At 61.6% G+C, this 24,289-nt stretch carries 19 protein-coding genes and 2 pseudogenes; 13 read left to right on the top strand and 8 right to left on the bottom strand.

Annotated elements, in window-relative coordinates; all coding sequences use genetic code 11:
• Positions 1–219: 219 nt before the first annotated feature.
• The 4 genes from EU805_RS15855 to EU805_RS15840 form a co-directional block, all read right to left on the bottom strand.
• Positions 220–2,694, bottom strand: coding sequence for a relaxase/mobilization nuclease domain-containing protein (locus tag EU805_RS15855; RefSeq protein WP_255465914.1), 2,475 nt, complete (start codon positions 2,692–2,694; stop codon positions 220–222).
• 53 nt (positions 2,695–2,747) lie between these two features.
• On the bottom strand, positions 2,748–3,047 hold the full coding sequence (mobC, locus tag EU805_RS15850; RefSeq protein ID WP_165351994.1) for a plasmid mobilization relaxosome protein MobC: 300 nt from the start codon (positions 3,045–3,047) through the stop codon (positions 2,748–2,750).
• Positions 3,048–3,103: 56 nt separating this feature from the next.
• Entirely contained in the window at positions 3,104–3,976 is an 873-nt protein-coding gene (locus EU805_RS15845) for a hypothetical protein (RefSeq protein WP_129764953.1), read from the bottom strand.
• Between the two features lie 546 nt (positions 3,977–4,522).
• Positions 4,523–5,629 carry a hypothetical protein gene (locus tag EU805_RS15840; RefSeq protein WP_129764952.1) on the bottom strand — a complete coding sequence of 369 codons (1,107 nt, stop codon included), beginning with the start codon at positions 5,627–5,629 and terminating at the stop codon, positions 4,523–4,525.
• Between the two features lie 282 nt (positions 5,630–5,911).
• Between EU805_RS15840 and EU805_RS15835 the strand changes: the two are divergent.
• The 9 genes and pseudogenes from EU805_RS15835 to EU805_RS15795 all read left to right on the top strand — a co-directional run.
• Positions 5,912–6,157: pseudogene (locus EU805_RS15835) on the top strand (transposase); the annotation flags it as partial.
• Between the two features lie 36 nt (positions 6,158–6,193).
• A pseudogene (locus tag EU805_RS15830) lies at positions 6,194–6,352 on the top strand (integrase core domain-containing protein); the annotation flags it as partial.
• Between the two features lie 85 nt (positions 6,353–6,437).
• Positions 6,438–7,598, top strand: a complete 1,161-nt coding sequence (locus EU805_RS15825; RefSeq protein ID WP_129764951.1) for a hypothetical protein — start codon at positions 6,438–6,440, stop codon at positions 7,596–7,598.
• A 71-nt stretch (positions 7,599–7,669) separates the two neighbouring features.
• The gene (locus EU805_RS15820; RefSeq protein ID WP_129764950.1) at positions 7,670–8,179 is read left to right on the top strand and encodes an adenylyl-sulfate kinase; all 510 of its coding nucleotides are present in this window, start codon (positions 7,670–7,672) and stop codon (positions 8,177–8,179) included.
• A complete protein-coding gene (locus EU805_RS15815) occupies positions 8,176–8,736 on the top strand; it encodes a hypothetical protein (RefSeq protein ID WP_129764949.1) in 561 nt (186 codons plus the stop codon). Before EU805_RS15820 ends, EU805_RS15815 begins: the two co-directional genes overlap by 4 nt.
• A complete protein-coding gene (locus EU805_RS15810) occupies positions 8,729–9,487 on the top strand; it encodes a formyltransferase family protein (RefSeq protein ID WP_129764948.1) in 759 nt (252 codons plus the stop codon). The genes EU805_RS15815 and EU805_RS15810 overlap by 8 nt, the downstream gene beginning before the upstream one ends.
• The gene (locus EU805_RS15805; RefSeq protein ID WP_129764947.1) at positions 9,484–11,829 is read left to right on the top strand and encodes a PEP/pyruvate-binding domain-containing protein; all 2,346 of its coding nucleotides are present in this window, start codon (positions 9,484–9,486) and stop codon (positions 11,827–11,829) included. Before EU805_RS15810 ends, EU805_RS15805 begins: the two co-directional genes overlap by 4 nt.
• Positions 11,826–12,422, top strand: coding sequence for a gamma-glutamyl-gamma-aminobutyrate hydrolase family protein (locus tag EU805_RS15800; RefSeq protein WP_129764946.1), 597 nt, complete (start codon positions 11,826–11,828; stop codon positions 12,420–12,422). The genes EU805_RS15805 and EU805_RS15800 overlap by 4 nt, the downstream gene beginning before the upstream one ends.
• Complete coding sequence (locus EU805_RS15795; RefSeq protein WP_129764945.1) at positions 12,419–13,162, top strand: NTP transferase domain-containing protein; 744 nt, start codon at positions 12,419–12,421, stop codon at positions 13,160–13,162. Before EU805_RS15800 ends, EU805_RS15795 begins: the two co-directional genes overlap by 4 nt.
• A gap of 114 nt (positions 13,163–13,276) precedes the next feature.
• On the opposite strand, the gene EU805_RS15790 is transcribed toward EU805_RS15795, so the two are convergent.
• The 3 genes from EU805_RS15790 to EU805_RS17520 form a co-directional block, all read right to left on the bottom strand.
• The gene (locus tag EU805_RS15790) at positions 13,277–14,920 is read right to left on the bottom strand and encodes a CDP-glycerol glycerophosphotransferase family protein (RefSeq protein ID WP_165351993.1); all 1,644 of its coding nucleotides are present in this window, start codon (positions 14,918–14,920) and stop codon (positions 13,277–13,279) included.
• The gene (locus EU805_RS15785) at positions 14,898–15,527 is read right to left on the bottom strand and encodes a sulfotransferase family 2 domain-containing protein (RefSeq protein ID WP_129764943.1); all 630 of its coding nucleotides are present in this window, start codon (positions 15,525–15,527) and stop codon (positions 14,898–14,900) included. Before EU805_RS15785 ends, EU805_RS15790 begins: the two co-directional genes overlap by 23 nt.
• A 250-nt stretch (positions 15,528–15,777) precedes the next feature.
• Positions 15,778–16,371 carry a hypothetical protein gene (locus EU805_RS17520; RefSeq protein WP_165351984.1) on the bottom strand — a complete coding sequence of 198 codons (594 nt, stop codon included), beginning with the start codon at positions 16,369–16,371 and terminating at the stop codon, positions 15,778–15,780.
• On the opposite strand from EU805_RS17520, the gene EU805_RS15775 reads away from it, so the two are divergent.
• Both EU805_RS15775 and EU805_RS15770 read left to right on the top strand, forming a co-directional pair.
• A complete protein-coding gene (locus tag EU805_RS15775) occupies positions 16,267–16,977 on the top strand; it encodes a sulfotransferase family 2 domain-containing protein (protein ID WP_129764941.1) in 711 nt (236 codons plus the stop codon). The genes EU805_RS17520 and EU805_RS15775 overlap by 105 nt on opposite strands.
• 463 nt (positions 16,978–17,440) lie before the next feature.
• A complete protein-coding gene (locus tag EU805_RS15770) occupies positions 17,441–18,439 on the top strand; it encodes an NAD-dependent epimerase/dehydratase family protein (RefSeq protein WP_129764940.1) in 999 nt (332 codons plus the stop codon).
• Positions 18,440–18,458: 19 nt separating this feature from the next.
• Here the strand turns inward: EU805_RS15770 and EU805_RS15765 are convergent, their stop codons facing one another.
• Positions 18,459–20,297 carry a glycosyltransferase family 2 protein gene (locus EU805_RS15765; RefSeq protein WP_165351992.1) on the bottom strand — a complete coding sequence of 613 codons (1,839 nt, stop codon included), beginning with the start codon at positions 20,295–20,297 and terminating at the stop codon, positions 18,459–18,461.
• Between the two features lie 176 nt (positions 20,298–20,473).
• On the opposite strand from EU805_RS15765, the gene EU805_RS15760 reads away from it, so the two are divergent.
• Together EU805_RS15760 and EU805_RS15755 are read left to right on the top strand one after the other, a co-directional pair.
• Positions 20,474–21,814, top strand: a complete 1,341-nt coding sequence (locus EU805_RS15760) for a hypothetical protein (RefSeq protein WP_129764938.1) — start codon at positions 20,474–20,476, stop codon at positions 21,812–21,814.
• Between the two features lie 89 nt (positions 21,815–21,903).
• Positions 21,904–24,168, top strand: a complete 2,265-nt coding sequence (locus EU805_RS15755; protein ID WP_165351991.1) for a glycosyltransferase — start codon at positions 21,904–21,906, stop codon at positions 24,166–24,168.
• Positions 24,169–24,289: the final 121 nt, after the last annotated feature.

The raw sequence follows: 24,289 nt of genomic DNA, 5'->3' as shown, positions 1-24,289 counted from the left end.
CTTGTGATCGACGGTGTGTTGGAGGGTGAGGCGCTCAACGAGGCGCTGGCGTGCTGCCATGTGCGGGATAGCGGGGCCGAGGACGACGGGCCCGGGGATGGCGGGATCGACGGCTTCGACTGGTCGCGGGCGTGACCAAGCGGTCCGGGCGGTCCTGGGCCGCTCGGGCCGAGGTCGCGAACCAGATCTCCGAACGTTGGAGTAGGTCGGTCCCGGCCCTCACGGATCAAGGCTTTCCGGTCTCTCGTCCGGCAGAGGGTCCGCGCTCGTCTCCGCATCGTCCGGCCCGGGATCGACCAGCACCTTTGCGGTCCTGTCTGCCTTAGCCTCGAAGGGATCTTCCACACCATCCGTAGTCTCGAGATCTTCCTCCGGATCGACCGCCACACCGTCCTCGTCCTGATTTCGGTCGGCACGGCCATCGGCCTTCCCGGCCTTCGAGGTCACGTCGACGTCCGCGCCCTCTCGCCCTGGTGTTTCGTCAGCGGGCCACGGTTCATGGGTGCCTTCATCGATCCGTCCGATCAAAGCCGCATCCTGCAGGAGATCCCTGAGTGCCACCGCCAGGCTGGCGGCGTCCTGCGGACGTCCACCCACGAGAATGTCCCGGTCCTTCAAAAGCGCGTTCAGGCGGTCGCCCCCGTGGCGACCGATCTCCCCGCCGACAGAGACATAAAGCGTGTCCTCTCGATTTTCCGCTTGCATCAGCATCTGTGCGTCGATGGCCCAGAGGGTCACCACCACACGGGCGGCGGTCGCCGCATTGCCCAAAACGAGGACCGTCCGCTGGCCACCCGCGGCAAAGTCGCTCTCGAATGTCCCGTCGTCCGCCATCCCCGCGCGCTCGAACCCCACGATGTTGCCCGCCCCGTCGCGATGCGCGAACAGCAGCGTCCCGCCCTTCAACACGCGCAGATCACGGGCAGGATCATCGGCTCCCAAAACCTCGATCTCGCTCCGGGTCCGGCCTGTCGCCATTTCCGTGCGCACATCCCATGCCAGCCAGAGCCTTCGGCAAGCGGTATGATCGAACGGTGATCGAGCAGCGTCCGGCAGGTGCGGCATCGCGATGAGCGCATCGCTCGCGGCGAACTCATCCTCGGCCCGCTGCGCAGCCCGGCGGCGGCGGTCCTGAGCGGACAAAGGAACTATCGGCACGGTCGGTCTCTGCGGGCGCTTTTCGCGTTGCTGCCGCCGCTCATCGGCGTGATGCCGGTTCAACCCTATCCGCAATGCCTGTGCGACGGGATCGCGCGCGTCTCCCACAAGCTCGGCCAGATCTTCACGGTCCGCGGCCTGGCGCGCCGCCAATTCCACCCGCGCCGCATGTTCGGCAGCACGCGCAGCTTCTGCCTCTGTCCGAACTGCGTCCACAGCCGCATGGACCGGACGCGGAGGCACCGGTGCGACCGGAGACGCAGGCCTGGTCTCACGTGCCGCGCGTTCTTTGCCGACCGATGCCGCAATCTCCTCGGGCAGGTCCGGCAACAGCAGGCCCGCCTCCGCCGCGGCCTGCGCCACCGCGCGCAGGAATGCGGGCTCACCCGCAACGTCACATTCCGTCCACCCCTTCGCCACGGCCATGGCCACCATCAGACGAGCCTGCACCTCGTCGTCGTCGCTCGCACTTGCGGTGATCCTGCTGCCCTCGTCCACGATTACGCTGGCGTCGTGCAAGGTCACGACCGGCGGCACTCCGTCGAGATCGACGCGCCTGACCGCACGCACCAGATCGTCCGAGAGCGTGATTGCGACATAGGTCCGTTCCATCAAGGTGCGCTTGAAGGTCTGCGACCGCGTGAGTGTGGTCTCGACCTGGCCGGGCGCGGCACGCAGGATGCGCGGCCGATCCGTCGGGCATGCGGGGCAGTCGTTCTCCGGCTCAACATCCGCCGCGCACCATGGACCCAGCCGTTGTTGCATCTGCTTCAGCGCAAAGCGCTTGCCGAAGTCCGATGGCTTCAGCACGGCGTCCGATCCGAGCTGCGTGATCCGTGCGCCCGACCCGAACGGCGCGTAGCGCAGCCCGAGGTCCGCCAGCGCCATGTAGAGCTCAGCCCATGTCGCCGCTTCGTCCATCGCCGCCACGATCCGGGTCTTCCACGCCTGCGAGAGCGCCTCCCCCAAGGGCACGACACCGGTCTGCCGCTCGTGGTGCACGTTCCGTGAGGGCGCTCTGCGTCCTGCCGCCCGATCGGCCTGCACGGTATCCCAACGGTCTTGCGGCTTCGGCACGAGCGTCATGACCGGACCGTCCACCTCTTCCGTCACCTCGACATCGAACCGACCCCGGTCCGCTGACCACCCCTGCTCCGCCTCGATTCTCCGACACGCCCGCTCCAGCTTTGCGTAGTCGTGAGACGTCGACATCGTCCGCAATGTGCCCGGATGGATCCGGTTCACCACGACATGAACATGGGTGTTCGTCCGGTCCCTGTGCACCGCAATCACCGCCTGGTGCTCGGTGAGACCCAGCTCGGCCAGTGCCATGCGTCCGGCCTCGATCGCCTGGTCATCCGTCGGCTGTTCCGTTTCTGGCCATGAGATCGCGACATGGTATATCGTGGTCTTGCAACGCCGGTTGCCCTGCGCCACCGCCCACATCTGTGCGGCCGCCATACGCCAGTCGCCCAGAAGGTTGCACATCTCTACCGCCCGCGCCTTCGCACAGACGTAATGCACCAACCGTTCCACATCGCTGCGCGTCGTGCGCGGCGCGCCCGGCGCGCGCGCGATGACCTTTGGGATCACCCGAGCGCGTCCGTAATCTGCGCCATGGCGTCTTCCATCAAGTGCAGGTTGCGCTTCAATTCCTCTTCCAGACCAACCTTGCGATGCGTGTTCGCGTGCCGTGCGATCTGGTTGATGTTCACACCGATGCGGCCAAGCTCCCCCACGATGCGCACGAGGACGGGACGGCTCATCTCCGGCCGCCCCGCCGCTTCCAGCGCTACCGCCCGCGCCCAGTCGTTCAGACCCGCACGTCCCGTGTCTGCGGCGGCTTTCCTCAGCACGGCAACCTCACCCGGCGTCAGTCGGTAGATCACCGTATGCGTCTTCTGGCGCCGCTCCGAATGTGAAGCACTCTTGGTACCCTTTGGCATTACCCTCCCCTCCGGCCAGGGGAGGTGACGGACATCGGCATGTATTCGGCAAGCTTGCCAGGCGCGTCTCCCGGTGCTGCATCAGTGTCGCCGCGATCTTCCAGCACGTCCTCTTCCGAACCTTCGTTCATATCGTCGTTCTGTTCGCCGTCAGTGACATGCGGCACCTCGGTCATCGGCGCGCCGAGCTGGTCATCGGATGTGTCGGACACATCGGGCGGCACGAGGCCGGAGTCCTCCTCGGACGCGGCGATGTCACCGAACGCTGCATCCTTTACCGCTCCGCCAAGCGCATCGTCGATGTGATCTGCAGGTTCCGTTTCGGTATCCGCGGGGTCAGTCGGCGTTTCGCCTACTGCTCCGGCATCCGTGTACTCTTCGATACGCGGATCATCCGTCCAGACTTCGTGTTCGTCTGCACCGGTTTCCACAGCGGTCTTCGCAGCATCACCATCGTAAGGTGCGATCGCGTTCGGCTGTTCCTTCGCCGAGGTCTTCACCGCATTTTCCACCGGCATATCTGTCGAGGGCGCGGCCGTGTCCTGCTGGTCCGTCGATGATGCCGCGGCCCGCCGGCGCCGGCTCTTTCGCGGCTTCTCCGGCAACTTACTCAGAGCCTCGCGGAAGTAGAGCGCGATCGTCGATGTCGCTACATCGATGCCGACCACCTCTTTCAGTTCCTCATGCACTTCCGCAAGCGTGAAGCCTTTCGAGAGCATGCCCTGTGCGACTTCGGCCGCCATGCCAATGGCGTCCTTAAGCGGAATCTCCTTGGGCTGTTTCGGCTCCATTGCCTCCATCTTTGCGATCCCCGCCTTTAGGGTCTCGATGTTGACGAGGACAAGTTTCTTCGAACGCTGTTTCTGCGTCATCACGTATCTCCAATATCGGGTGATGACCGCAGAATACGCGATGCGGCCCGTTCGAGTCCCACGACCCACGGCACTTTTTGTGCTCAAACGGAAAGAATCTTCTTAAAATGCAGTATTAGGACACCTTCAGGTGCTCCCGAAGAGCCCCGCTTTTGCCAGGACATCAAGAAGACCATCAGGTCGCCGCGATGCCCTTCTGCACGCCAGGAAGGCCCCCAAGGCCGCCGCCGCGCGCAGCAGGGCGCGATACGGTTTACCGTTCGCATACCCTGCTACCGAAGAAGTCGGTCAGATTGGAGTGAAACTGAATAACCGTGATGCGCCCAATCGTTACTCGAAAGCACTACAAGCGCAACCAACCCGACTAAGATAAATGAACTTTCGTGGGAGGTCAGCACGACTACAATCACCAAGGTCCTCACTCTGACTTGAGGAACATCCCAACATCCGAACTCGCGGCAAAGAAGGGACTGGAAATACCTGCTGCATAGGCCCAGAAGTCAACCCGCGACTCTCCTTCAATTCGTAGAAGTGTAAGGGCTCAGGTCACTTTCGTATGCACCCGAATGTCAGTTCGACAATACGATCAAGCGCGCTCTGGCGCAGGATTGAGGGACGTGCCAGCCGGACCTGATGGGCGTAGAGGGCGGCAAGCTGTGCGCCCACGTCGTCGTCCGCCGCCCCCCGCGGGGCGAGCGCCCGCAGCCCCTCGGTCCCCTCGGCGCCCAGGTCGGCCATGAAGTCCGCCAGCGCGGGAGGCTCCCCTTGCGCGGCCTCGGGCGTGCCGAGCGACCAGTCCGGCATCTGTTCCTGCATCCATTTCACATCCGCCCGGTCGATGCGCCGTGCGGCGAGAGCGGCGGGAAGCTTGAATTTCGGACCGCCGATCTGCGCCCCCAGATGCGCCACCAGCAAGCCGTAAGGGCGCGGATGCCCGACGGCGTCCAGCAGGTCGCCATGGTCACGCAGCATCCGCCACAAAAGGCGGATCGCGTCGAGCGAATAGCTCTCGTTGGCCAGCACGTGGTCGGCCGGGGCGGTGATCCCGATCTGATTGGCAAAATCGGTCAGGGTCGATCCGCCGACCATCCGGTCCCGATCGAAGGGCCGGAAGGTCACGTTCTCGGCGCCGAACAGACGCTGGAACTTCTTCAGCTTCATCCGGTATTCCGGCGCGGGAAGCGCCGTCAGCATCCGCCGCTGACCCATCTTGATGTGCTGCTGATACATGCTCGAGATATAGCCGACCGGCTCGCGCACGTAGGCGATCACCCGCACCCGTTCGGCATGGCGCAGCAAGTGATCGCGCAGCGCCTGCAACTCTGGCTCCTTCAGCATGGCGATCGCCTCGCCGCTCAGGATCAGCTGCTCGCGCTCCAGCGCCAGGGCGGCGTCGAGCTTGCGCAGCCAGGCCCTGCGGATCGACGCCATCGCAGCCGCGCTGCGCCCCATGCGTTGATGGATGCCGAAAGGGCGCGGATCGGCGCGGAACATTGCCGTCAGCCCATAGCCGTGATTGACTTGTCGACCGCGCAGGTGACGCAGATCGGCATAGGCGGTGCGTCCGTCGTCGAACCCGCCGAGGGACTGCTGGATCGAGGTGGTCCCGGTCTTGTGCATCCCGACATGCAATACGACGGTCTTGATCGGCAATCCGGCCCCCTATCGAAAATCGGCATGGTCACGGGATCTGGGCCTTGCCCTAGCATGTCTACATACTCAGTTAACCAAAGCGAACCCTTGCTCGATCTACGCGATAAGAATTGCCGATGACCTGCTCCCCTCAGAGTCCTCATTCATGAGTCAGCTCTGTTCAAGTTTTAGTCTTTTTTGATTGGTGAGCTACCCCCCGCAATGAATAGCCCCGCGTTTCTTAGACGCCTTGGTGCTTCAATTTCTGCTGCCGCTCGTAGTCGATAGGCTGCTCGGGGATCGGGCTACGACGCTGATTGGTTCCGAGAAGCCCTGCAAGACAAGGGGATCCGCGCCTGCATCCCAGGCCGGAAACAACGCAAGACCCCGGTCAAATACGACAAGCGGCGCTACAAACGGCGCAACCGCATTGAGATCATGTTCGGCAGGCTCAAGGACTGGAGGCGTGTGGCAACCAGGTACGACAGATGCCCAAAGGCGTTCTTCTCTGCCATCGCTCTCGCTGCAATCGTCATCTACTGGCTGTGAAACTCAATGAGTCCAGAGCCTAATGGGTCCTGAGCCTACGATAACGCTATGGTGGAAACCTTCTTCAAGACCATCAAGTCGGAGCTGATCTGGCCTGTCGCATGGCAATCCCGTCAGCAGGCCGAAAACGCTGTCGCCAGATACATCGACGAGTTCTATAACCCCGTCAGGTGTCATTCATCGCTCGGCTTCTAGAGCCCCATCGCGTTCGAGCGAAAGGCCCGGGAAGTGAGCTAAACGCTCTCCACCAAAGCCGGGCAAGTCCAAGGCAATGAAAGTTATGCGTAACTTTATGCTTATCAATTCAATGAGGACAGCGAGCCGCGCGTTCGACGTCGGCCTGCGGGCGCAGGGATTCAAGGTCCCGGCCAGGCTGAAGGTGGACAAGAGAGCGAAGGCGGTGATCGAGGCCCCCGACCGGACCGATCTTCTGAAATTCGGCAAGGCCTGGCCTGAAGACATCGCACTCGTGCTTCACGCAGTCAGACCGATCCTGCTGAAGTCGGGCTTCACGGAGCAGCAAGTGCTGCGCGGTCTCGGGACGGTGCGTGACTGCCTCGACCTTCAAACCGTCTATATCCCCTATCGGGATCCCGAAGATGCGGTCCTGTCCGAGTTCAATCGCGCTAGGGCGTCGCTTATGGGCAACTGGAGGTTCTCCGATCCGGACGGGTTCTGGGCGGAGGGTTTCGATGTCTCGTCGCGTCACATCAACAGGGATCGGACCTTTTCGGGACGTTTCATCGATTTCGGCCACGCGCGTATTTTGAAACGCATGAACTACTGGCCCGGAACGATCAGGCGCATCTTCGATACCTTCGTGGAGGTGTTTCCCGAAAGCTGCATGGTCCCTTACGAGGCATTCGTCCGCGACCCTGACCGCATTTATGAACAGATCGCCGGGCGCAGCGCGTTTGAGATCAAAGATCGCGCTCCGTTTCATCTGCGGTTGAACGGATTGGCCAACCGCCTGGCTCGGAAAAACCCGATCAGGCTCAATTACCGCGACGAGCAGGTCCAGCTGTTTGTTGAGATGGCTGCGGTCATTCCTCACACGCAGGACATGGACCGGATGGTCGCGCTCGACATGGACCTGACAGGCTACCTTCCGGTCGTGCGTGAAAAGCTAGGCGCGGCCTTGGGCTTGTGCATCGGGCAGAAGGCTTGGAACGCCTTGTCGCCCGAGTTCCAATCTATCTTGAAGGACATGTCCCCAGACGACGCGCCGGTGAAACCGATTTTGCGTGCCTTCGACGCGGATTTCGCAGCCCTCTACGGTCACTACAGGGAAAACACTTTTGAGGCCCTTCCGGGGGAGATATCCGACAGGTTCCGCGCGCACATGGTCTCCGACGCCGATCACGTCCGAGACCTGCTCGACGCGGGCCGGCTGCAGCCGCTGATTCAGGGGACGGGCGTCGAAAGAGGCCGCGTCGGGTAGATCAGTTTGATGTTTTCGCCGCGCTTCGTCTACGTTACCGCATCCTCGGGCGACACAAAAAGCGAGAGCGCATGGTAATCTGGATCATCGGGCTGTCGGGTGCCGGAAAATCCACCTTGGCCGAAGAGATCGTCCGTTTGACGCGGACGAGCGTGCCCAACGTGACGCTGGTCGACGGCGATGTCATTCGTGACACCTTCGGCAACGATCTTGGCCATTCGATCGAGGACCGCCGTCGCAACGCGGAACGCATTATGCGGCTATGCAGATGGCTGGATGGCCAGGGAATCCACGTGGTCTGCGCGATCCTGTCGCTCTTCGAGGAACACCGAGTTTGGATGCGCGAGACCGTGGAAGATTACCACGAGGTCTTCGTCGATGCGCCGCTTGCGCAGTTGAAGGCGCGGGACGGCAAGGGCCTCTACGCCCGTTTCGACCGGGGCGAGACGACGGATGTCGCGGGTCTTGATCTGCCGTTCCACGCCCCGGCCCGCCCCGATCTCGTCATTCGCAACGACGCCGGGATCGAGGGGCTGCTTCGGCATGCGGCCCCGCTTGCGCGGCGGATCGCAGCCGCATGAGCCGCTACCGCTACACCGACCGGGACCTTCTGGAAGAGCGCGAGCACTATTTCTACAGCGCCGTCGAAGGGCCTGGGTTCCTGGCCGCCTACCGGGCGTCGCGGCTGGCGGTTCTCGATGCGCTACCGCCCGCGGACCCGCCCGCGGCCCCGGCAGGTGCGGCGTCCTTTCCCGTGGACGACGCGGCCGAGATCGTGACGGCGGACCTGCTTGCGGCGCTCGAGGCGGATCCGCGGGCGGATTGGCTGGACCGGCTGGTGCAGCGGTTCGAGGTCACGAAACGTCTTCATGCCCGCTACGACGGGCGGCTGCGCAAGCCTTCGGGTTCTTTCGACGACCTGGCGCTCTATGCCCGCCTGGCGGTGGTGCTGGCGCATAAGGTCGCGCGCACCCAGGACCTGAAATGGCTCAACGCCCTGCTCAAGCTCAACGACCTGCTGTGCTCTCGCCCGGCCGGGCGCCGCGGCGACATCGCGGGCGCCCTGGCCCGCAGCCTTGCGGCGGAGCTGGACGCCCTTGCGGCGCTTGGGGCCTTCGAGGACCGGGCGCATGGCTGAATTGACCGGCGTGAGCATGATCTGCACCGACACGACCCGCAGCCGGGCCTACGTGCAGAACCTCGCACGGGCGGATCTGCGGCCCGAACGGGTCCTGCTCTTGTCGCAGACGGGGTCGGATCTTCCCGGGCAAAGCCGCGCTCCCCTGCCCGACCGGCCCGACGCGGCGGAGCGGGATCCGCTCTGGACGGCGGGACATTTCGACCCCAACAGCGTGCTCGAGGACGACATCGCGGTCCTCGGCGCGCCGCTCGGGCGGATCCCGAGCACCAACATCAACGACCCCGACACGATCGCGGCCGTGTCGGACCTGCCGGGGCACACGGTGATCTACTCGGGCTACGGCGGGCAGATCCTGCGCCGCCCGGTGCTGTCGACCGGCAAGCGGTTCCTGCATGTCCACGGAGGCTACCTGCCCGATTTCCGTGGCAGCACGACGAACTACTACAGCATGATCGAGGAAGACACGCTGGGCGCCTCGGCGATTTTCCTGACCGAGGAGATCGATGCCGGGCCGATCCTCGCGCGACGCCGGTTCACGGCCCCCCCCGACCGGACAGGGATCGATCACCTGCACGATTCCGCCGCACGCGCGCGCGTGCTGTGCGACGTGCTGGCCGGTTTCGCGGCGACAGGCGACTGGCCCCGCGCGCCGATCGACCCCGCAGGGCGGGGGCGCACCTATTACGTCATCCACCCGGTTCTGAAGCACCTGGCCATCTTCGGCCCGACGACAGGAGATCCCCGATGACGGCCCCGCTTCTGTCGAGCAAGGCGGGAACGCTGCGGGCGCTGGAACCGCATGTCACCCGCGCCCGGATCCTGCCCCAGGCAAGCTTCACGGTCGCGCAGTGGCGGGCCGACACCGACGCCGCGATCGCCCTGGTGGAGACCACGCTCGGCTGCGACGGACCGCTCATCGTCCGTTCGTCGGCCCGGAACGAGGACGGTCCCGCGGTCTCCATGGCGGGGGCCTTCGCCTCGATCCTCGACGTGCGCGGGGCGGCGGCGGTGCGGGACGCCACCCGCGAGGTCATCGCCTCCTACGGGCCGGACCCCGACGACGACGACGCGGTGCTGATCCAGCCGATGCTGCAGGACGTCGCCTTCTCAGGGGTGGCCTTCACCCACGACCCGACCACGGGCGCGCCCTACCGCGTGCTCAGCCTGCAGCGCGGCTCCGACACCACGGCCGTGACGGCCGGCACGGACGCGGGCGAGACCTTCGTCGTCGCGGCCGGTCGGCGCGAGGCGCCGGAAGATCTCCTGCCGATCCTCGACCTGCTGGAGGAACTCGAACGGCTGATCCCCGACCAGCCGCTCGACATCGAATTCGCCGTCTGCGGGGACGAAGGGGCCCCGCATCTCTACCTTCTGCAGGCACGTCCCCTCGTCCTGTCGATAACGAACGCGGCCATGCCGCGGGACGACCACGCGAAGATCCTGGACAAAATTGCCACGCGCATCGCGGACGGGCAGCGGGCCCATCCCTATCTGCGTGGCCGGTCGACCGTCTACGGCGTGATGCCCGACTGGAACCCGGCCGAGATCATCGGCACGCGTCCCCGCCCGCTGGCCCTGTCGCTCTACCGCGATCTGCTGACGGACAGGACCTGGGCCTACCAACGCCACAACTACGGCTACCGCAACCTGCGCAGCTTTCCCCTGCTGCAGTCCTTCGCGGGACAGCCCTACGTGGACGTCCGGCTGTCGTTCAATTCCTTCATCCCGGGCGATCTGGACGAGGGGATCGCCGATCGCCTGGTCGATCACTACATCGACCGGCTGGTGCAGGCCCCTAGGCTGCACGACAAGATCGAGTTCGAGATCGTGTTCTCGTGCTACACGCTCGATTTGCCGGAGCGGATCAAGGTCCTCGAGCAGGCGGGGTTCAGCGGCCGCGAACGTAAGGCGCTGCAACGCAGCCTGCGCACCCTGACCAACCGCGTGATCGAGCAAAAGCGCGGCCTCTGGCGGCTCGATGCGCAAAAGATTGATATCCTGGGCCAGCGTCACGACACGGTCGCGGCCTCGGACCTGACCCCGCTGGAACGGATCTACTGGCTGCTTGAGGACTGCAAGCGCTACGGCACGCTTCCCTTCGCGGGACTGGCGCGGGCGGGGTTCATCGCGGTGCAGATGCTGCGTTCGCTCGTCGCCACCGGAGTCTTCTCCCAGGCCGACTACGACGGGTTCATGCGCAGCGTCGACACGGTCTCGGGCCAGTTTTCGCGCGATCTGGTCCGGCTCGACCGGTCCAGCTTCCTGAGCCGCTACGGGCACCTGCGGCCCGGCACCTACGATATCCGCTCGCCCCGCTACGACGAACGGCCCGATCTCTACCTGGGCGACCGGGACCGCGGGATCGGACCGGAGCATGGCGGCGACTTCGGGCTGAGCCTGGCGCAGATGCGCGCGCTGCGCAGCCTGCTGGCCCGGCACAAGCTGTCGGTCGACGTGGTCGAGCTGATGGAATTCCTGCACGCGGGGATCGAGATGCGCGAATACGCCAAGTTCGTCTTCAGCCGGAACCTGTCCGACGCCATGGCGATCTTCGCCGATTGGGGAAAATCGCTGGGGTTCTCAGCCGAGGACCTGTCCTACGCCAACATCGGCGTCGTGACCGAGCTGAACGCCTGCACCGACGATCCGTCCGAGGTCATCGGCCATTCCATAGAGCAGGGCCGCAGGCGCTACGCCGAGACCCTGCGGGTCTGGCTTCCGCCCGTGATCACCGATCCGCGGCAGGTCTACGGCTTCCAGGTCTCCGAAAGCGAACCCAACTTCGTCACCCAGCGCGAGGTCACCGGTCCGGTCGTCCAACTGCGCCCCGGAGAGACCCGGACGACCGGGCTTGAAGGCGCCATCGTGTTCATTCCAAGCGCCGATCCGGGCTACGACTGGCTGTTCTCGCACGCGATCGGCGGCCTGGTGACGGCCTTCGGCGGCGCCAATTCGCACATGGCGATCCGGGCGGGCGAGTTGCAGCTGCCGGCCGTCATCGGCGCCGGAGAGGTCATCTTCGAACGCTGGGCAAAGGCACAGCGCCTGCATATCGACTGCGCCGGGCGCCGGATCGAGCGTATCTCGTGACCGCGCCGCGCATCGCCATATCCCAGCGCCGCGATCCGACCGGCCCGCCGCACGACGAGATCCGCGATGCGCTCGATCACCGTCTGGCGGGGTTCGTGATCGCCGTGGGCGCCCTGCCCGTTCCGGTGCCCTCGGCGCTGGCGGGGGCCGAGTTGTCGACCTGGCTCGCGGCGCTCGCCCCCGACGCCGTGCTGCTGTCGGGCGGGGCCGACATCGGGCGCGACCCGGTGCGCGACGCGCTCGACCTGGGCCTCGTCGATCACGCGCGCAGGTCCCGCCTGCCGCTTCTCGCCCTGTGCCGCGGGATGCAGGTGCTGGCCCATGCCGCGGGAACGCCCCTCGTCCCGGTCGCGGGGCACGTCGCCCGTCGCCATCTCTTGACCGGGGAAATCGCGAGAGAGGTCAATTCCTTCCACGCCCGGGGCCTCTCGGAAACGCCCCGAGGCTACCGCCCCCTGGCCCGCGCCCCGGATGGCACGATCGAGGCGATCGCCCACGACACCCTGCCTTGGGAAGGGTGGATGTGGCATCCCGAACGCGAAAGCGGGCTCGACCCCCGGGACGTGGCCCGGTTCGAAAGGATCCTGTCATGAGGGCGATCATTCTTGCCGCGGGGCGCGGATCGCGCATGCGCCACCTGACCGACGACCGCCCCAAGGGGCTGACACCGCTGCGGGGCGTGCCCTTGATCGAACGGCAATGCACGGCCCTGCGCGCCGCCGGCGTGAGCGAGATCGGCATCGTCACGGGCTACATGGCCGAGCGGCTGGAACCTTACGCGGACACGGTCTTTCACAATCCCCGCTGGGCCGAGACCCAGATGGTGACCTCCCTCGAGGCCGGGTCCGACTGGCTCGCATCCGGTCCGGTCATCGTCAGCTATTCCGACATCTTCTACCCGGCCGGCCCCGTGCGCGCCCTGTCGAAGGCCACCACCGACGTGGCCATCACCTTCGATCCCGGTTGGGAGCGTCAATGGTCCGGCCGCTTCGAGGACCCGCTCGACGATGCCGAGACGTTCCGGATCCGCACCGATGCCCAAGGCCGCAGCATCCTGACCGAGATCGGTCGCAAACCGCAGCGCATCGACGCGGTCCAGGGCCAGTACATGGGTCTTTCGCGCTTCACGCCCCAGGGCTGGGCACAGGTCCAGTCGGCCCGCGCAAGCCTCTCCCCCCCCGCCCGCGACACGTTCAGCATGACGGCCCTGTTCGATCTGCTGATCGCCCGCGATGCCCAGATCCAGGCCATCGCGACGACCGATCCGTGGGGAGAGATCGACAGCGTGGAGGACTTGGCGTTCTTCGAGGGATCGAGCGACCTTTTCCCCTAATCATCAGCGCCCTTTGACATCTCGCTTCGAAGCAAGCCCCATCGAGCATCAATGGTCGGATTGGACGGCCCGATGGATCAGCCAGTCACGACACAGCTCCTTAGGGCCATGTGCTCAATTGGTCATTGCCAGCGCCTTGATCAGATCAAGCGTGCGCGCCGAGTTCTGGTCATCCTCGGCGTCGAAATACGTGTCGCGTTGTCTTTGAAGCTTGAAGCGCCAGTTGCCTGCCCTCGAGGCGCTCACATCTTGCAAGAGCGGGTCGAGCGACAAGCTGACGTGTCCGGGAAGTTGGGACTCCACGTCGATGAAGGCTTCTTCGCGCAGACCGTAGCTTTCCTGATCGAACTGGAACAGGAAAACCGGTTTCTTCACGAAGAGAGCGTCGAAGCTGACCGACGAGTAATCCGTGATCAAACACGACGACTGCAGCAGAGTGTCCTGGAACGTGGTGGTGCTTCGGATCTCGTCCACGTGGTCTTCGAAAAGGGCCCTGTGCCGGTGCAACATCGGGTGCAGGATAAGGACGCTGCGAAGCCCCATGTCCGACACGCCTTTCATTGCCTGCTGCCAGCGCACGAAGAATTCGTTGTCGAAGACTTCTTCGGTCGTCATCTTCTCCAGGCCAGCGCGCCAAGTGGGGAAGAACAGGACCTGATCGGGGTCTGCTTCAGCGCTTTTGGCTTTACGGAACAAGGTATCGTAACGTGGGAAACCCGTCACAAATACCGAACTCGAATCGTATGAGAAGTGATTGCGAAATATCTCGCGCTCCAACTGCGAACACACCGAGATGGCCGAGTAATCGACCCGATTCTTGCTGTAGTGTCTGGCGACACTTTTCTTCATCGCCGTAATGCCGTGCTGTAAAAACAACGTGCGGGTGGAATTGTACCGTTCCGGGGAGATCATCTCGATGATCGCGGGATAGACATAGTTGCGATGGTGGGTGAACGCGCAGACGTGGGCATCCAGGCAACGTTCAAGGTGTTCGCGACTGCCGAACGGAAGCACGCCGGGTTGATTGACATCGTAATCGTCCAGGTTGTTGGGCTCGACGATATAGGATGCGTCGACATCTGCGTCCGCATGAGAATGCAAATATTCGAAAAGCGCCCGCCCGTTGTCGCGGGCGATATTGGTATATTCTCCAAGGACCACGCCGATACGATCGGATCGTGGCGCTAAGGATCTGGCACGCAGATCCTCTACAACATGGCTGCCGAAGTGATACATCTCAATTCTCAGCACACGAACGGATGACTCGATAAAGACGCAATATGTGCGCCCTGCCGTATCGTCGCTGAAAATCCCCAAGGCATTGGACATGGTGTTTATTGTGGTCACGCGATCGTCGACGCTGATGCCGGTTCCGTAAATGGACGAAGGAACGTCCGCCCAGGGAAAATCGAGGACCACCTCGAAGTCATGGCGGGTCAGGCGCAGTAGACGTGCAATCTTGTTGCTAAACCCGCGCTTGAGGGGTTTCGAGATTTCAATCGGGAACTTTTCGGAAATCGTCTCTTCGCGAAACTTGCGGACGATGAACGATACCTCAGTCGGCGTATGGTTCAGCACGATCCAGCCAGAGACCACCAGCTTGCCATCACGTAACTGCGTTTTCGTGATGACCGATCGCGCGACGGCGGGAGCTGTACCCGTCACCTGCTGAAAGCCAAGGCGAGCACGGCGACGAAAAGTGGACGCAACGCCCTTAATTCTGTTTCTGAGCATACTAGCGGATTTCGAAATGAGCACTGTAGTCCGTTTTGTCGTAACCCAGCGTTTCGAAATCATCATGATAAAAATCACGGATAAGATCCAAAGTGCGTTTCGTAATGATAAGCTTCTCTTCGGGTCCTTTGCGCGAATGCGGCACTTTCGAAGGTGCAGAAAGACCCAGCGCCTTGAATGCCGCCGCGATAGGTTTCTGCAATCCATCTTCAAGTTTGAATTTTTGAACGTGAGGCGCTAAGAAATATTTTTGCGGTCGAATGTGGTTGTCCCGAGTGTAGGGAAATTCGCGACACCGGTCGATCGACGTGGTAATCCAGTCAGAAGGTGTGGCGTCCTCTTTCCCATTTATGACCTTCATCTTGTATTCCGATGCCATCCGACCAAAAGGATTCCGGCAGACCGTGAAAGCATAGTCGATAAAGTTATCGGGGAAGTAGGCCCCGTATACATCGGCATGAATATGTTGCGGAGTACATTTACTGTAATTTGTTTCGGTGTTTCTTGCCTTCGAGATCATCATGGCTGATTTTACACCCTTGGTATTCAATGCTTTTTCGACGCTAGACCCTCCAGCTTTGGGAATATGAACGAAATAGATCAATGCAAAGCTGGAACGAAAAAGCGGCATGGCATCCTCTGGAGGTCGTGACAGATCCGAATGAATGGCGAGGTCAAATCTGCGTTTATGTTGGTAGAAATTTCAACGGCTTAGTTCGGTTATTTGGCCACGACAAATATGCCGACGTTGCTGAAGTTGCAAGTTGCGCTGACCTGCCCCCCACGGGTCCCTCGTTCACAACGAGAGTCTGCGGGTTTGAGATTGGTAGTCGGGTCCGTCTTTCTGGGCAAGCGCGCCGGGCGCGAAGCCTTCATTTTGCTCAAGCGTCCGGCACGCTTCGAGCGACGTCTGGTCTACCACCGATAGGTGCGGTCTGTAGTAGTTGCGCGCCGTGGGGCCTGACTCGAAAATCATGGATATCTGCGAAGCCGGCATCGTACCACAGGACCTTGAAACACTTTTCCCTCAAAACGGTGAGGCCGCCGTCAACCGCGCCTCGACCACCTGGCGCCAACTGCCCGAGGACGCGCGTACCGGCTCTGAAGCCGACTTGATCGCCGCGCATCCGACACTGCTCAAACGCTCCGCGATCGAGTAGGGCGGTGAATAGACAGTCGGCTGGAAGCCCGATATGCAACCGCTCAACAAAGCTAGACGCGGGCGGCGGAGTCTTTTCAACAAACCCGATGACCGCATTTGCGCCCACGCCAAGGACCTTCCGCCTTCGCTTCTTTTCAAAGTTATCAAGGGATAAACCAAAAATGGCAAGGAACATCAAAAGCTTTAGAAGCTTCCCTGACTTGGGAATATGCATCAGAGCTTTGGAAAGACAAGTAATACAGCGTTCCTTGCCGTCATAATAGAGGCCTTGAAAGAAAAATGGCACCTTGTGAACAAAGAAAAGACTGTTCATGCTACCTTGAATAGGTCTAAGTATCAAAATGTTCACAGGTTCGAAAACTCAAATTCGCCAGAGGTTTTTTCGAATTTCGACAATAAATTCATTATTAGTATTAGAAACCCATATACAAGAGTTTTGTCTTTATATCTGCACGTGACTCACAGTGGAAGCACCGGACTTTCTCCAAACTGGCAGAAGAAGCTCAACCATGGTGAAGGGATTATTTCCTTTGAAAAATTTTTGAACCTACTATCTTCGGTAGGGATTGATAATATAGACGGCCACACTTTTCCTATTTCCACTAAGTCCTTGTTAGGTGAGGCTGATTACGACTACGTAATAAGATTCGAAAGTTTTGAGAACGACGTCAAGGAAATGGCAAAAAGCTACTTCGATTTCGATGTAAATGTTCCGCGTAAGGGTGTAAGAACAAATTCTTCGAACAATATTGAAAATCATTACACCGATGAATGCATTGATATTGTTAGAAGGTTATACGCGGAAGACTTCCGAGTTCTTGGCTACCCTTTGGATATCGAGCTTGCGACGCAGCTTCCTAATCTTTCGCAGAACGGTCTCCGTGTACCTGATCTTTATATAAAAGAAATTCTGAATTAAGATTAACAATATCTTTACGTGACTTCGGAGGTGGTATCCGGCGGCATCCTAAGTCATCTTGGGGTCAAATCAGCTCGTCAGCGATCTCCCACATTTGAGCGCTTCGTTGTAGGCTGGCCAGCTCTTGGCCTTGTAGGTCGACGGTATCGTTCGCCTTAGTGGACTTGTGCAGCAGAGCACTGCGGCGTGGAATACTCATGGCCGTGCGTCGTGCCTGCCTGCTCGCGTAACGTGACAGCCCTGTTGTTGACGAGCTGCGAAAAAGCCTTCATTGACCGAATGATCAGCAGTTGCAAAGCTATCGAGGGTCAATGTCTGCGAAAATCCGTATTGCGGCAGTCTTCAGTCCTCGGGAAACATCGCAGAGTCTGATTTTCAGTTACTTGCCGCACTCCTGAGGTTTGGGTTCTTACCCTCCTGGAATGCCGACGGGTGCAAATGCCACGACGAAGGATACACACAGATGAAATGGCTTGTTACGGGCGGAGCCGGGTTTGTAGGATCGAACCTGATTTCTGAACTTCTTTCGGATGAAGATCCGCAACATGTCGTCGTTCTGGACAATTTCTCCGCGAGCTCGTTCGAGGAATTTTCGGCGACCGCGCCGCTCGACCGGGTCGAACGTATCGAAGCCGACGCGCCGGTCTGGGGGTCGTCGCGGACACTGGGGATCGTCGAGGGCGATATCCGTGACATGGATGCCGTCTCAAGGGTCACGCAGGGCGCCGACATCATCGTGCATCTGGCCGCCAACACCGGGGTCGCCCCATCGGTCGAGAACCCGAGGCTCGACAATGAAATGAACGTCGGCGGCACGCTCAACATGCTCGAAGGTGCCCGGGCGGCGGGTGTGTCGCGTTTCGTCTTTGCGTCCTCGGGCGCCCCGGCCGGGATCTGCGAGCCGCCGATCACCGAGGATATATCGCCGCGCCCGATCTCGCCTTACGGCGCAAGCAAACTGGCCGGAGAGGCCTATTGCTGTGCCTATGCCACGTCCTTTGGCGTGCCGACCGTGGCCTTGCGCTTTTCGAACATCTACGGTCCCCGGTCCTGGCGAAAGGGATCGGTTGTCGCGGCCTTCATCCGACAGGCGCTGGCGGGCGAGCCGATCACCGTGAACGGGGACGGCAGCCAGACCCGAGATTTCATCCATGTGAACGACCTGACCCGTGCGATCCGGCTTGCCGCAACGCACGGGGCGGCGTCGGGGGAACTTTACCAGATCTCGACCGGTCGGGAGACCAGCGTGAACGAGCTTCTGGCCCTCCTCGAAGAGCGTTTCGCGGCTGCCGGTCTGCCGAGTATCGAACGGCGCAGCGGGGTCCGGGCTCCGGCCGATGTTCTGCGCAACTTCGCCGATGCGTCGAAGGCGGCCCAGGATCTTGGGTGGCGCGCACAGAAGGACTTGGCGGCGGGGCTCGACGAGACCCTCGACTGGTTCCTGAACTACGTCAAAACCTGAAAAGACGCCCCTTCGCGGATCACCGCATCAAGAGATCTTCGTCGAGCAGCGCGTCCAATGGCGCGCTGAGGGCCTTGTAGCGCGCATCGTCGGCGCCCAGTGCTGTCTGCCAAGTGTGGCTACGGATATCGCTCCGACGCCCGACGACAGCGTTGAGCCCATCGTTGCGGACACAGACCAGATCGCCCCGGTCGGCAAGCTTGTCGAGAAAGGCCACGTCGGCCCCCCCGTGCAGATGATCGTGATAGCCGTCTTCCAGCAGCAGCGAGCGGCGGACGCAGTGTGAAAAGCCCGCAACATGGCCACCGTTGCCGATGTTGGAGCTTTCGTATGCGGTGGGGCGGTGAAACAGATTTGGTCTCCAGACAAGACGGTCATCATCAAGATAATAGTAGAAGCAGGCATGCTGCCCTACAAGATCGGCCCCCATCGCGCGCGCGCCGAGCATCGCGTCCTCGACGTAATGGCATCCGTAGTAGTCGTCATCGTCCATCCGCAGGACGTAGTCCCCGGTCCCGCGGGCAGCACCCAGGTTGAGTGCCGCGCCGGGTCCGTAACGGCGTGGCAGAAAAACGATCTGCTCGTTCTCTACAAGTTCCAGATGTTCCGTATTCCACTCTGCAGGGATGTCGGTATTGGCGACCACGACCAGTTCCCGATCTCCCCAGGACTGGCTGCGGAAGGTTTCCAGGACCTGACCCAGCCGGTCGGGGCGATAGGTCGGCGTCACGACGGTGGCGCGGGGGCCTGGCCGCGCGGCAATATCCGGGTCGACGCAACGTGCCAGCCGCAAGGCGAAGGCATCGGCGGCATAGCTAGAGTGTACCTTGCGCCAAAGCGTGCGCGTGTGGCTGTGGGCACTGACTTGGTCTAGGGTGAAGCGGCTCAGGAATGTTCTCAGCTCAGAGGGGTCCGGGAAGACATGTGCGAAGGCACGCCGGGGATCCTGGGCATCGATTTCTCCCACGATTGCGACGGCGCATCTGCTGGCCACCGCGTTCAGGGCGTGCTGGATGTCCCGACCAGGTTCTCTATCCGGTCTTGCGACCTGAACCAGAACATCGGACGTGGCAAAAAGGTGACGAAGTTGCTCCGAGGTGACGGTGCCGATCGAGGCGCCCAAAAGCGTGGCGGTCAATGTTCCGACCCGTTCCTTTCGCACGACCAGATCAGCCGAACAAAGGGTTGGTCCGAACGGCATGATCCCGTCCAGAACCGAAGCCACGGAAGGATCTTCGATGGCCCGTGCCAAATCGAGCGACAGAAAACGCGATGGAGCGCTGGCCGTGCGCAGTTCAGCGGCAAAGCCGTTAAAGAGCGCCGGTTGCATGGCCGGTGCGATCAGCTCGGCCTTGATACCCATCACACGCAGCGCGTTCTGCGCGGCGTCTTCCATGACGAAGGCGTGGTCCGCCTCGGTTGCCAGCGGGGCGAAAAGCGTGGCCTCGCCACCGCCGCCGCGAAGAACAGCGATACGGGGCATTCCCGCATCGGCCGCCCGGTGCATAAGATCCCGCGCCTCGACACCCGCGCTGGTCCAGTCCAGAAAGGACAGGCCCCATTCTTGCATAAGATCGTCCGGTGCCGCCTCGATCACCAACGCGTCTATCAGGCCGCCCTCGATCATCTGGCGGGCGTTCCGAGGCGTCAGTGCGAAAGTCGGGGCCTCGAAGCGTAGCAGGTCGAATCCGGCCCGCGATCCGATGAAACCGAAGCGTACCGGCAACCAAGGCGCGCGCTTGGATGCCGGCCAGGCCGGAACTTCGAACTTGGCGCTGGCCTCGATCTGTCCCGGCCTGAACGGCCTGTTGGTCGATCCCATCGTCAAGTGCTGGTAAGGCATGTAGAAGACACTCATGAATAGTTCGCAGCGAATGTTAGAGCAATCCGTATCGAGAGACCAACTATATCTTGCAATACGGGGTCGCTCACCTGAGAACACGCCAATTGCAAATGTCGCCATAACCAAGAGCGGGGAAACAGATGTCACAGGTACCTAAGAGCGCGCGCAGCGGCACTGCGGACGGACAGCGGGTGGTCGTCGTCATCGGCTCCGGTCGCAGCGGGACATCGCTTTGCGCCAAGATCCTGGGCCGGCTCGGTATCGACATGGAGGATACGCTGAACCGCGCCAACGAGATGAACCCCGAAGGATACTTCGAGGACGCCAAGCTGGTGGAAATCAACAAGAGCCTGATATCCAAACTTCTGCCCGTTCCCAGAATGGGCCCCCGCGAGACCTACCCCGCTTCATTGATCTCGGCCGAGGTGGAGGAATTGAAACAGCATTTTTCCGATCGGATTTCCGATGATGACAGGGTCTGGGGCTTCAAGGACCCTCGGGTTTCCCAGTTTCTTCCGATTTACCGCCAGGTATTCCAATCCCTTGGGATCGTTCCGGTTTACGTGTTCTGTGCAAGATCTGCCGACGCAGTCGTGGAATCAATTCGGCAAGCCGGCAACGGCAAACGGGACGTCTCGGAGCAGATATATTTCATTCGCAGTTTTCTGGCCCTGCGGGACTGCGCGGCGAATGCCCATGTCGTCCATTACGAAAAACTTCTGTCAGATCCCGTGGGCGAGATCGACGCGCTGTGGCAGCATGTCGGAGAGCCTGGCAAGCCCTGCCCCCTGAGCGAGGCGGACAGGGCGGACCTGGTGGACGAAAGGCTCAACCGCTCTCAGCTTCGCGCCGTGCCGGTCACCAATCCGATGGCCCTGCGGATCGAGGCCCTTCTCGACACCATGAACGGCACCGATTTCGATCGTGATATGGTTATGTCCGAATTACGGGAAATAGATGGAATTCATTCGGTCTATCAATCATGTCTGGACAGATTCATCGAAATCGGAAAATCCGAACAAAAAGACCAAGACCACACCGCAGAGTTGCAGAAAAACAAAGACCGCGTCAAAGAACTGCAAAAGGACCATGCCGCAGAGCTGCAAAAAAACGAAGGCCGCGTCGAAGAGCTGAAAAAAGACCTCGTCCAGCAAGAAGAACGTCACAAGGCGGCAACGGCTGTCTTGACTGTGGAGTTGTCACATCTGCAGGCCGAAAATGCGCAACTCAACGAAGAGCGTAACAGCGCGATTTCACGCATCCGCTCCGGTGAAGGCCCTCTTTCGGTAGATAAGGATCAAGCTGCGCACATCGTAAGGCGGCTTCGCATGAAACTCGTCAAAGCCCGCGCCGCCCGCGACAAGGCCGTGGAGCGCTCGAAAGCCTCGCAGGCCAAGGCGAAGAACATCGCCAATTCGACAAGCTTTCGAGCTGGTCAGATCCTGGCTGATTCTATCCGACGTCCGGGTCTGCGCACCCTGGCCATGCCACTGCGTCTGGCACGGCTCCGTCGAAATCAAGGATCGAAATGATGTTAGAACCTATGCCATCCGAACACGCGCCCGCGACGCGGCTCCGCATTGCTATTGTCGCCCGTAATCTGGCGATAGGGGCCGGTGGCATGGAGCGCACGGCGGCGAACCTGGCCAATCACCTGGCCGCGCAGGGGCACGTGACAGGAATCGTATTCAAAGGGGACACAGCCTTCCAACCGTCTTATTCCATCCGAGAAGACGTGATCCGCTGTCCCGTCGCCGGGACACCACCCGACTATGTCCAGGAGATCGAGCAGTTCCGCCCCGATGTCGTTGTCGCTCTCTATGCGTCAGCCACTGAAGCGCCTATCATAGTCTCCATTTGCCAGACCGGTATACCGGTCGTCCTCCGCGAAGGCTCCAACCCTGATCGGGTCGTCAATACGAACTGGGCCGGGGTGAAAGGCATCACACCGGAACAGGCCCGTCTGGAGCGGCTGGCCATGATGGCCGGCTGCGCGCGGATCTGTTTCACCCTGCCGCAGTATCGCGACAGCCTGCCGGAAGAACTGCGCGAGGCATCGGTTGCCTTTCCCGACGCTTTCGCCCCGGCTAACCCCGCAGACATCGCACGGCGGTCGGACACCGGGCGGCGGATCTTCCTTAACATCGGGGGGCTGGAAAAGATCAAGAACGTCATGGTCGCCATTCGGGCCTTCGCGGCGATCGCGCAGGATGTGCCGGACTGGGATTTTCACGTTTTCTCGGCCAGTACCCGGAGCGATTCCATTGGCTCCGAGGTCGAGGATTTCATCGCGCGCCATGATCTGGTGGATCGGGTAAAGCTTTTCGAACCCACCTCCGAGATCGGTCGCGAATACGGCCGGTCCCATGTTCATGTGATCGCCTGCAAGGAAGAAGGCCTGCCTGACTGCGTGGCCGAGGCAGCCCGCCATGCCCTGCCCTCGATCGGCTTTGCCTGTTGCGCAGGCACGAACGCGATGATCGTGGACGATCACAACGGCTTGCTGGTCGACTGCGGGGAGGGCGAGATCGACCGCCTGGCCCAGGCCATGCGCCACGCCGCCCTCGATCAGGACGCGAGGGAACGTTGGGGACGCACAGCCTTGGAAGAAAGCCATATCTACGATCCCGAGACGGTGTTCACCGAATGGGACGCGGTGATCGCGGCTGCGGCTGCAGATCGTGCGACCCCCGAGGAGCGGATGCGCAGCCGGTTCGGTGAGGCGGATGCCTGGCGCCGGCTGCGCGCGATCCAGCGCGCCTCCTTCGAAGCCGAACCCTGGCCCGCGCCGCAGACGTCGGATTTCGATTCCGATCCTCCTCTCGTCAGCATCATCGTGCCACTCTTCAACAAAGGGGACTACATCGGCGAAACCCTGTCTTCGATCGCCGCCTGCCCCTACCCCGCCAAGGACGTGATCGTGGTCGATGACTGCTCGACCGATACCTCCTTGGAAATCGCGGCCGACTATTGCGACAGACATGGCTGGTCGCTGATCCGGCACGCGCATAACCAGGGCCTCTCGGTATCACGCAATACAGGGCTCGAGGCCGCGCGCGGGGACTACGTCCATTTCTGGGACGCCGATGACATCTACGCACCGGACGGGATCGAACAGCTGTTGCGCAAAATGCACAACAACGCCGCCGACATTGGCACCGGGCTCGCCACGCGCGACGGTGAGGTCATACCGGGTTATGTCTCCTCCCGGCGCGACGTGGCCTGCGTGACCTACGCGCGTCAGCCCGAGTGTTTCGCCACCGCTTCGTCCTGCTTCAAGGTCTACCGCCGCGCTTTCCTGATCGACAACGACTTGCGCTTCGAGCCGGGCCTCTTCATGCAGGATACGGCCTTCAACCTCTGCGCCTTTCCACTGGCCGAGCGGATCACGATGACGCCCGCCATTCTGGGCGAATACCGGCGCATCAAAAGCTCGGGCAGCAAGCAGATGAACGACGCCCGGTTCGCGTCGGCACTACGGCTCGCGGATATCACGCGGGAGTTCTACACCCGCCAAGGCCTGCATGCTCTCGAGGCGCATCGCCAGACCCGCATCGTAGCGATGGTCTGGGAGGCATTCGTCAGGCGCGCGAACCTCAAGCGTACAGTGATTGCGAACACTCTGACGGTACCGCTGGATTTCAATTTCCTAGGGCAGCTGCGGGACCGGATGGCCGACATGTCGTTTGGCTCAATCATGGATGGACACATTCCTGAAGATATCCATCTCCCCTGTTTCGCGATCCGTGAGGGATATATGATCTGGCTTCCAGAACTTCTGCATGGCCTCAGACCCGAAACCCTGCGCCCCGAACTTCTTGCCAAAACCCCAGACGAGCTTGAAGTGGTCACCAAGCTCTCGAGCGTTCTGCGCCAGCGCAGCTGACCCGGCGATCGGCACCGGGCCGGTAAACCGACAGAACCTATTGATCGAGCGGCTTCGTAACCGGTCGAATGCTCAGCAGGTCAACAGGCTGCACACCCATGGATTGGACAGGTCGGTGCCG

Source organism: Salipiger sp. IMCC34102, assembly GCF_004145405.1.
In the GTDB taxonomy this organism is placed as follows: domain Bacteria; phylum Pseudomonadota; class Alphaproteobacteria; order Rhodobacterales; family Rhodobacteraceae; genus Loktanella.
The sequence above is the reverse complement of the archived record's forward strand: the minus strand, read 5'-3'. Positions and strand labels throughout refer to the sequence as shown.

Bases quoted from the DNA above. Each gene is read 5' to 3' on its own strand.
- EU805_RS15845 (WP_129764953.1), bottom strand. From the start codon at position 3,976: ATGACGCAGAAACAGCGTTCGAAGAAACTTGTCCTCGTCAACATCGAG.
- EU805_RS15825 (WP_129764951.1), top strand. From the start codon at position 6,438: ATGCGTAACTTTATGCTTATCAATTCAATGAGGACAGCGAGCCGCGCG.
- EU805_RS15820 (WP_129764950.1), top strand. From the start codon at position 7,670: ATGGTAATCTGGATCATCGGGCTGTCGGGTGCCGGAAAATCCACCTTG.
- EU805_RS15815 (WP_129764949.1), top strand. From the start codon at position 8,176: ATGAGCCGCTACCGCTACACCGACCGGGACCTTCTGGAAGAGCGCGAG.
- EU805_RS15810 (WP_129764948.1), top strand. From the start codon at position 8,729: ATGGCTGAATTGACCGGCGTGAGCATGATCTGCACCGACACGACCCGC.
- EU805_RS15805 (WP_129764947.1), top strand. From the start codon at position 9,484: ATGACGGCCCCGCTTCTGTCGAGCAAGGCGGGAACGCTGCGGGCGCTG.
- EU805_RS15795 (WP_129764945.1), top strand. From the start codon at position 12,419: ATGAGGGCGATCATTCTTGCCGCGGGGCGCGGATCGCGCATGCGCCAC.
- EU805_RS15785 (WP_129764943.1), bottom strand. From the start codon at position 15,527: ATGCCGCTTTTTCGTTCCAGCTTTGCATTGATCTATTTCGTTCATATT.
- EU805_RS15775 (WP_129764941.1), top strand. From the start codon at position 16,267: ATGCATCAGAGCTTTGGAAAGACAAGTAATACAGCGTTCCTTGCCGTC.
- EU805_RS17520 (WP_165351984.1), bottom strand. From the start codon at position 16,371: ATGAACAGTCTTTTCTTTGTTCACAAGGTGCCATTTTTCTTTCAAGGC.
- EU805_RS15770 (WP_129764940.1), top strand. From the start codon at position 17,441: ATGAAATGGCTTGTTACGGGCGGAGCCGGGTTTGTAGGATCGAACCTG.
- EU805_RS15765 (WP_165351992.1), bottom strand. From the start codon at position 20,297: ATGAGTGTCTTCTACATGCCTTACCAGCACTTGACGATGGGATCGACC.
- EU805_RS15755 (WP_165351991.1), top strand. From the start codon at position 21,904: ATGGAGCGCACGGCGGCGAACCTGGCCAATCACCTGGCCGCGCAGGGG.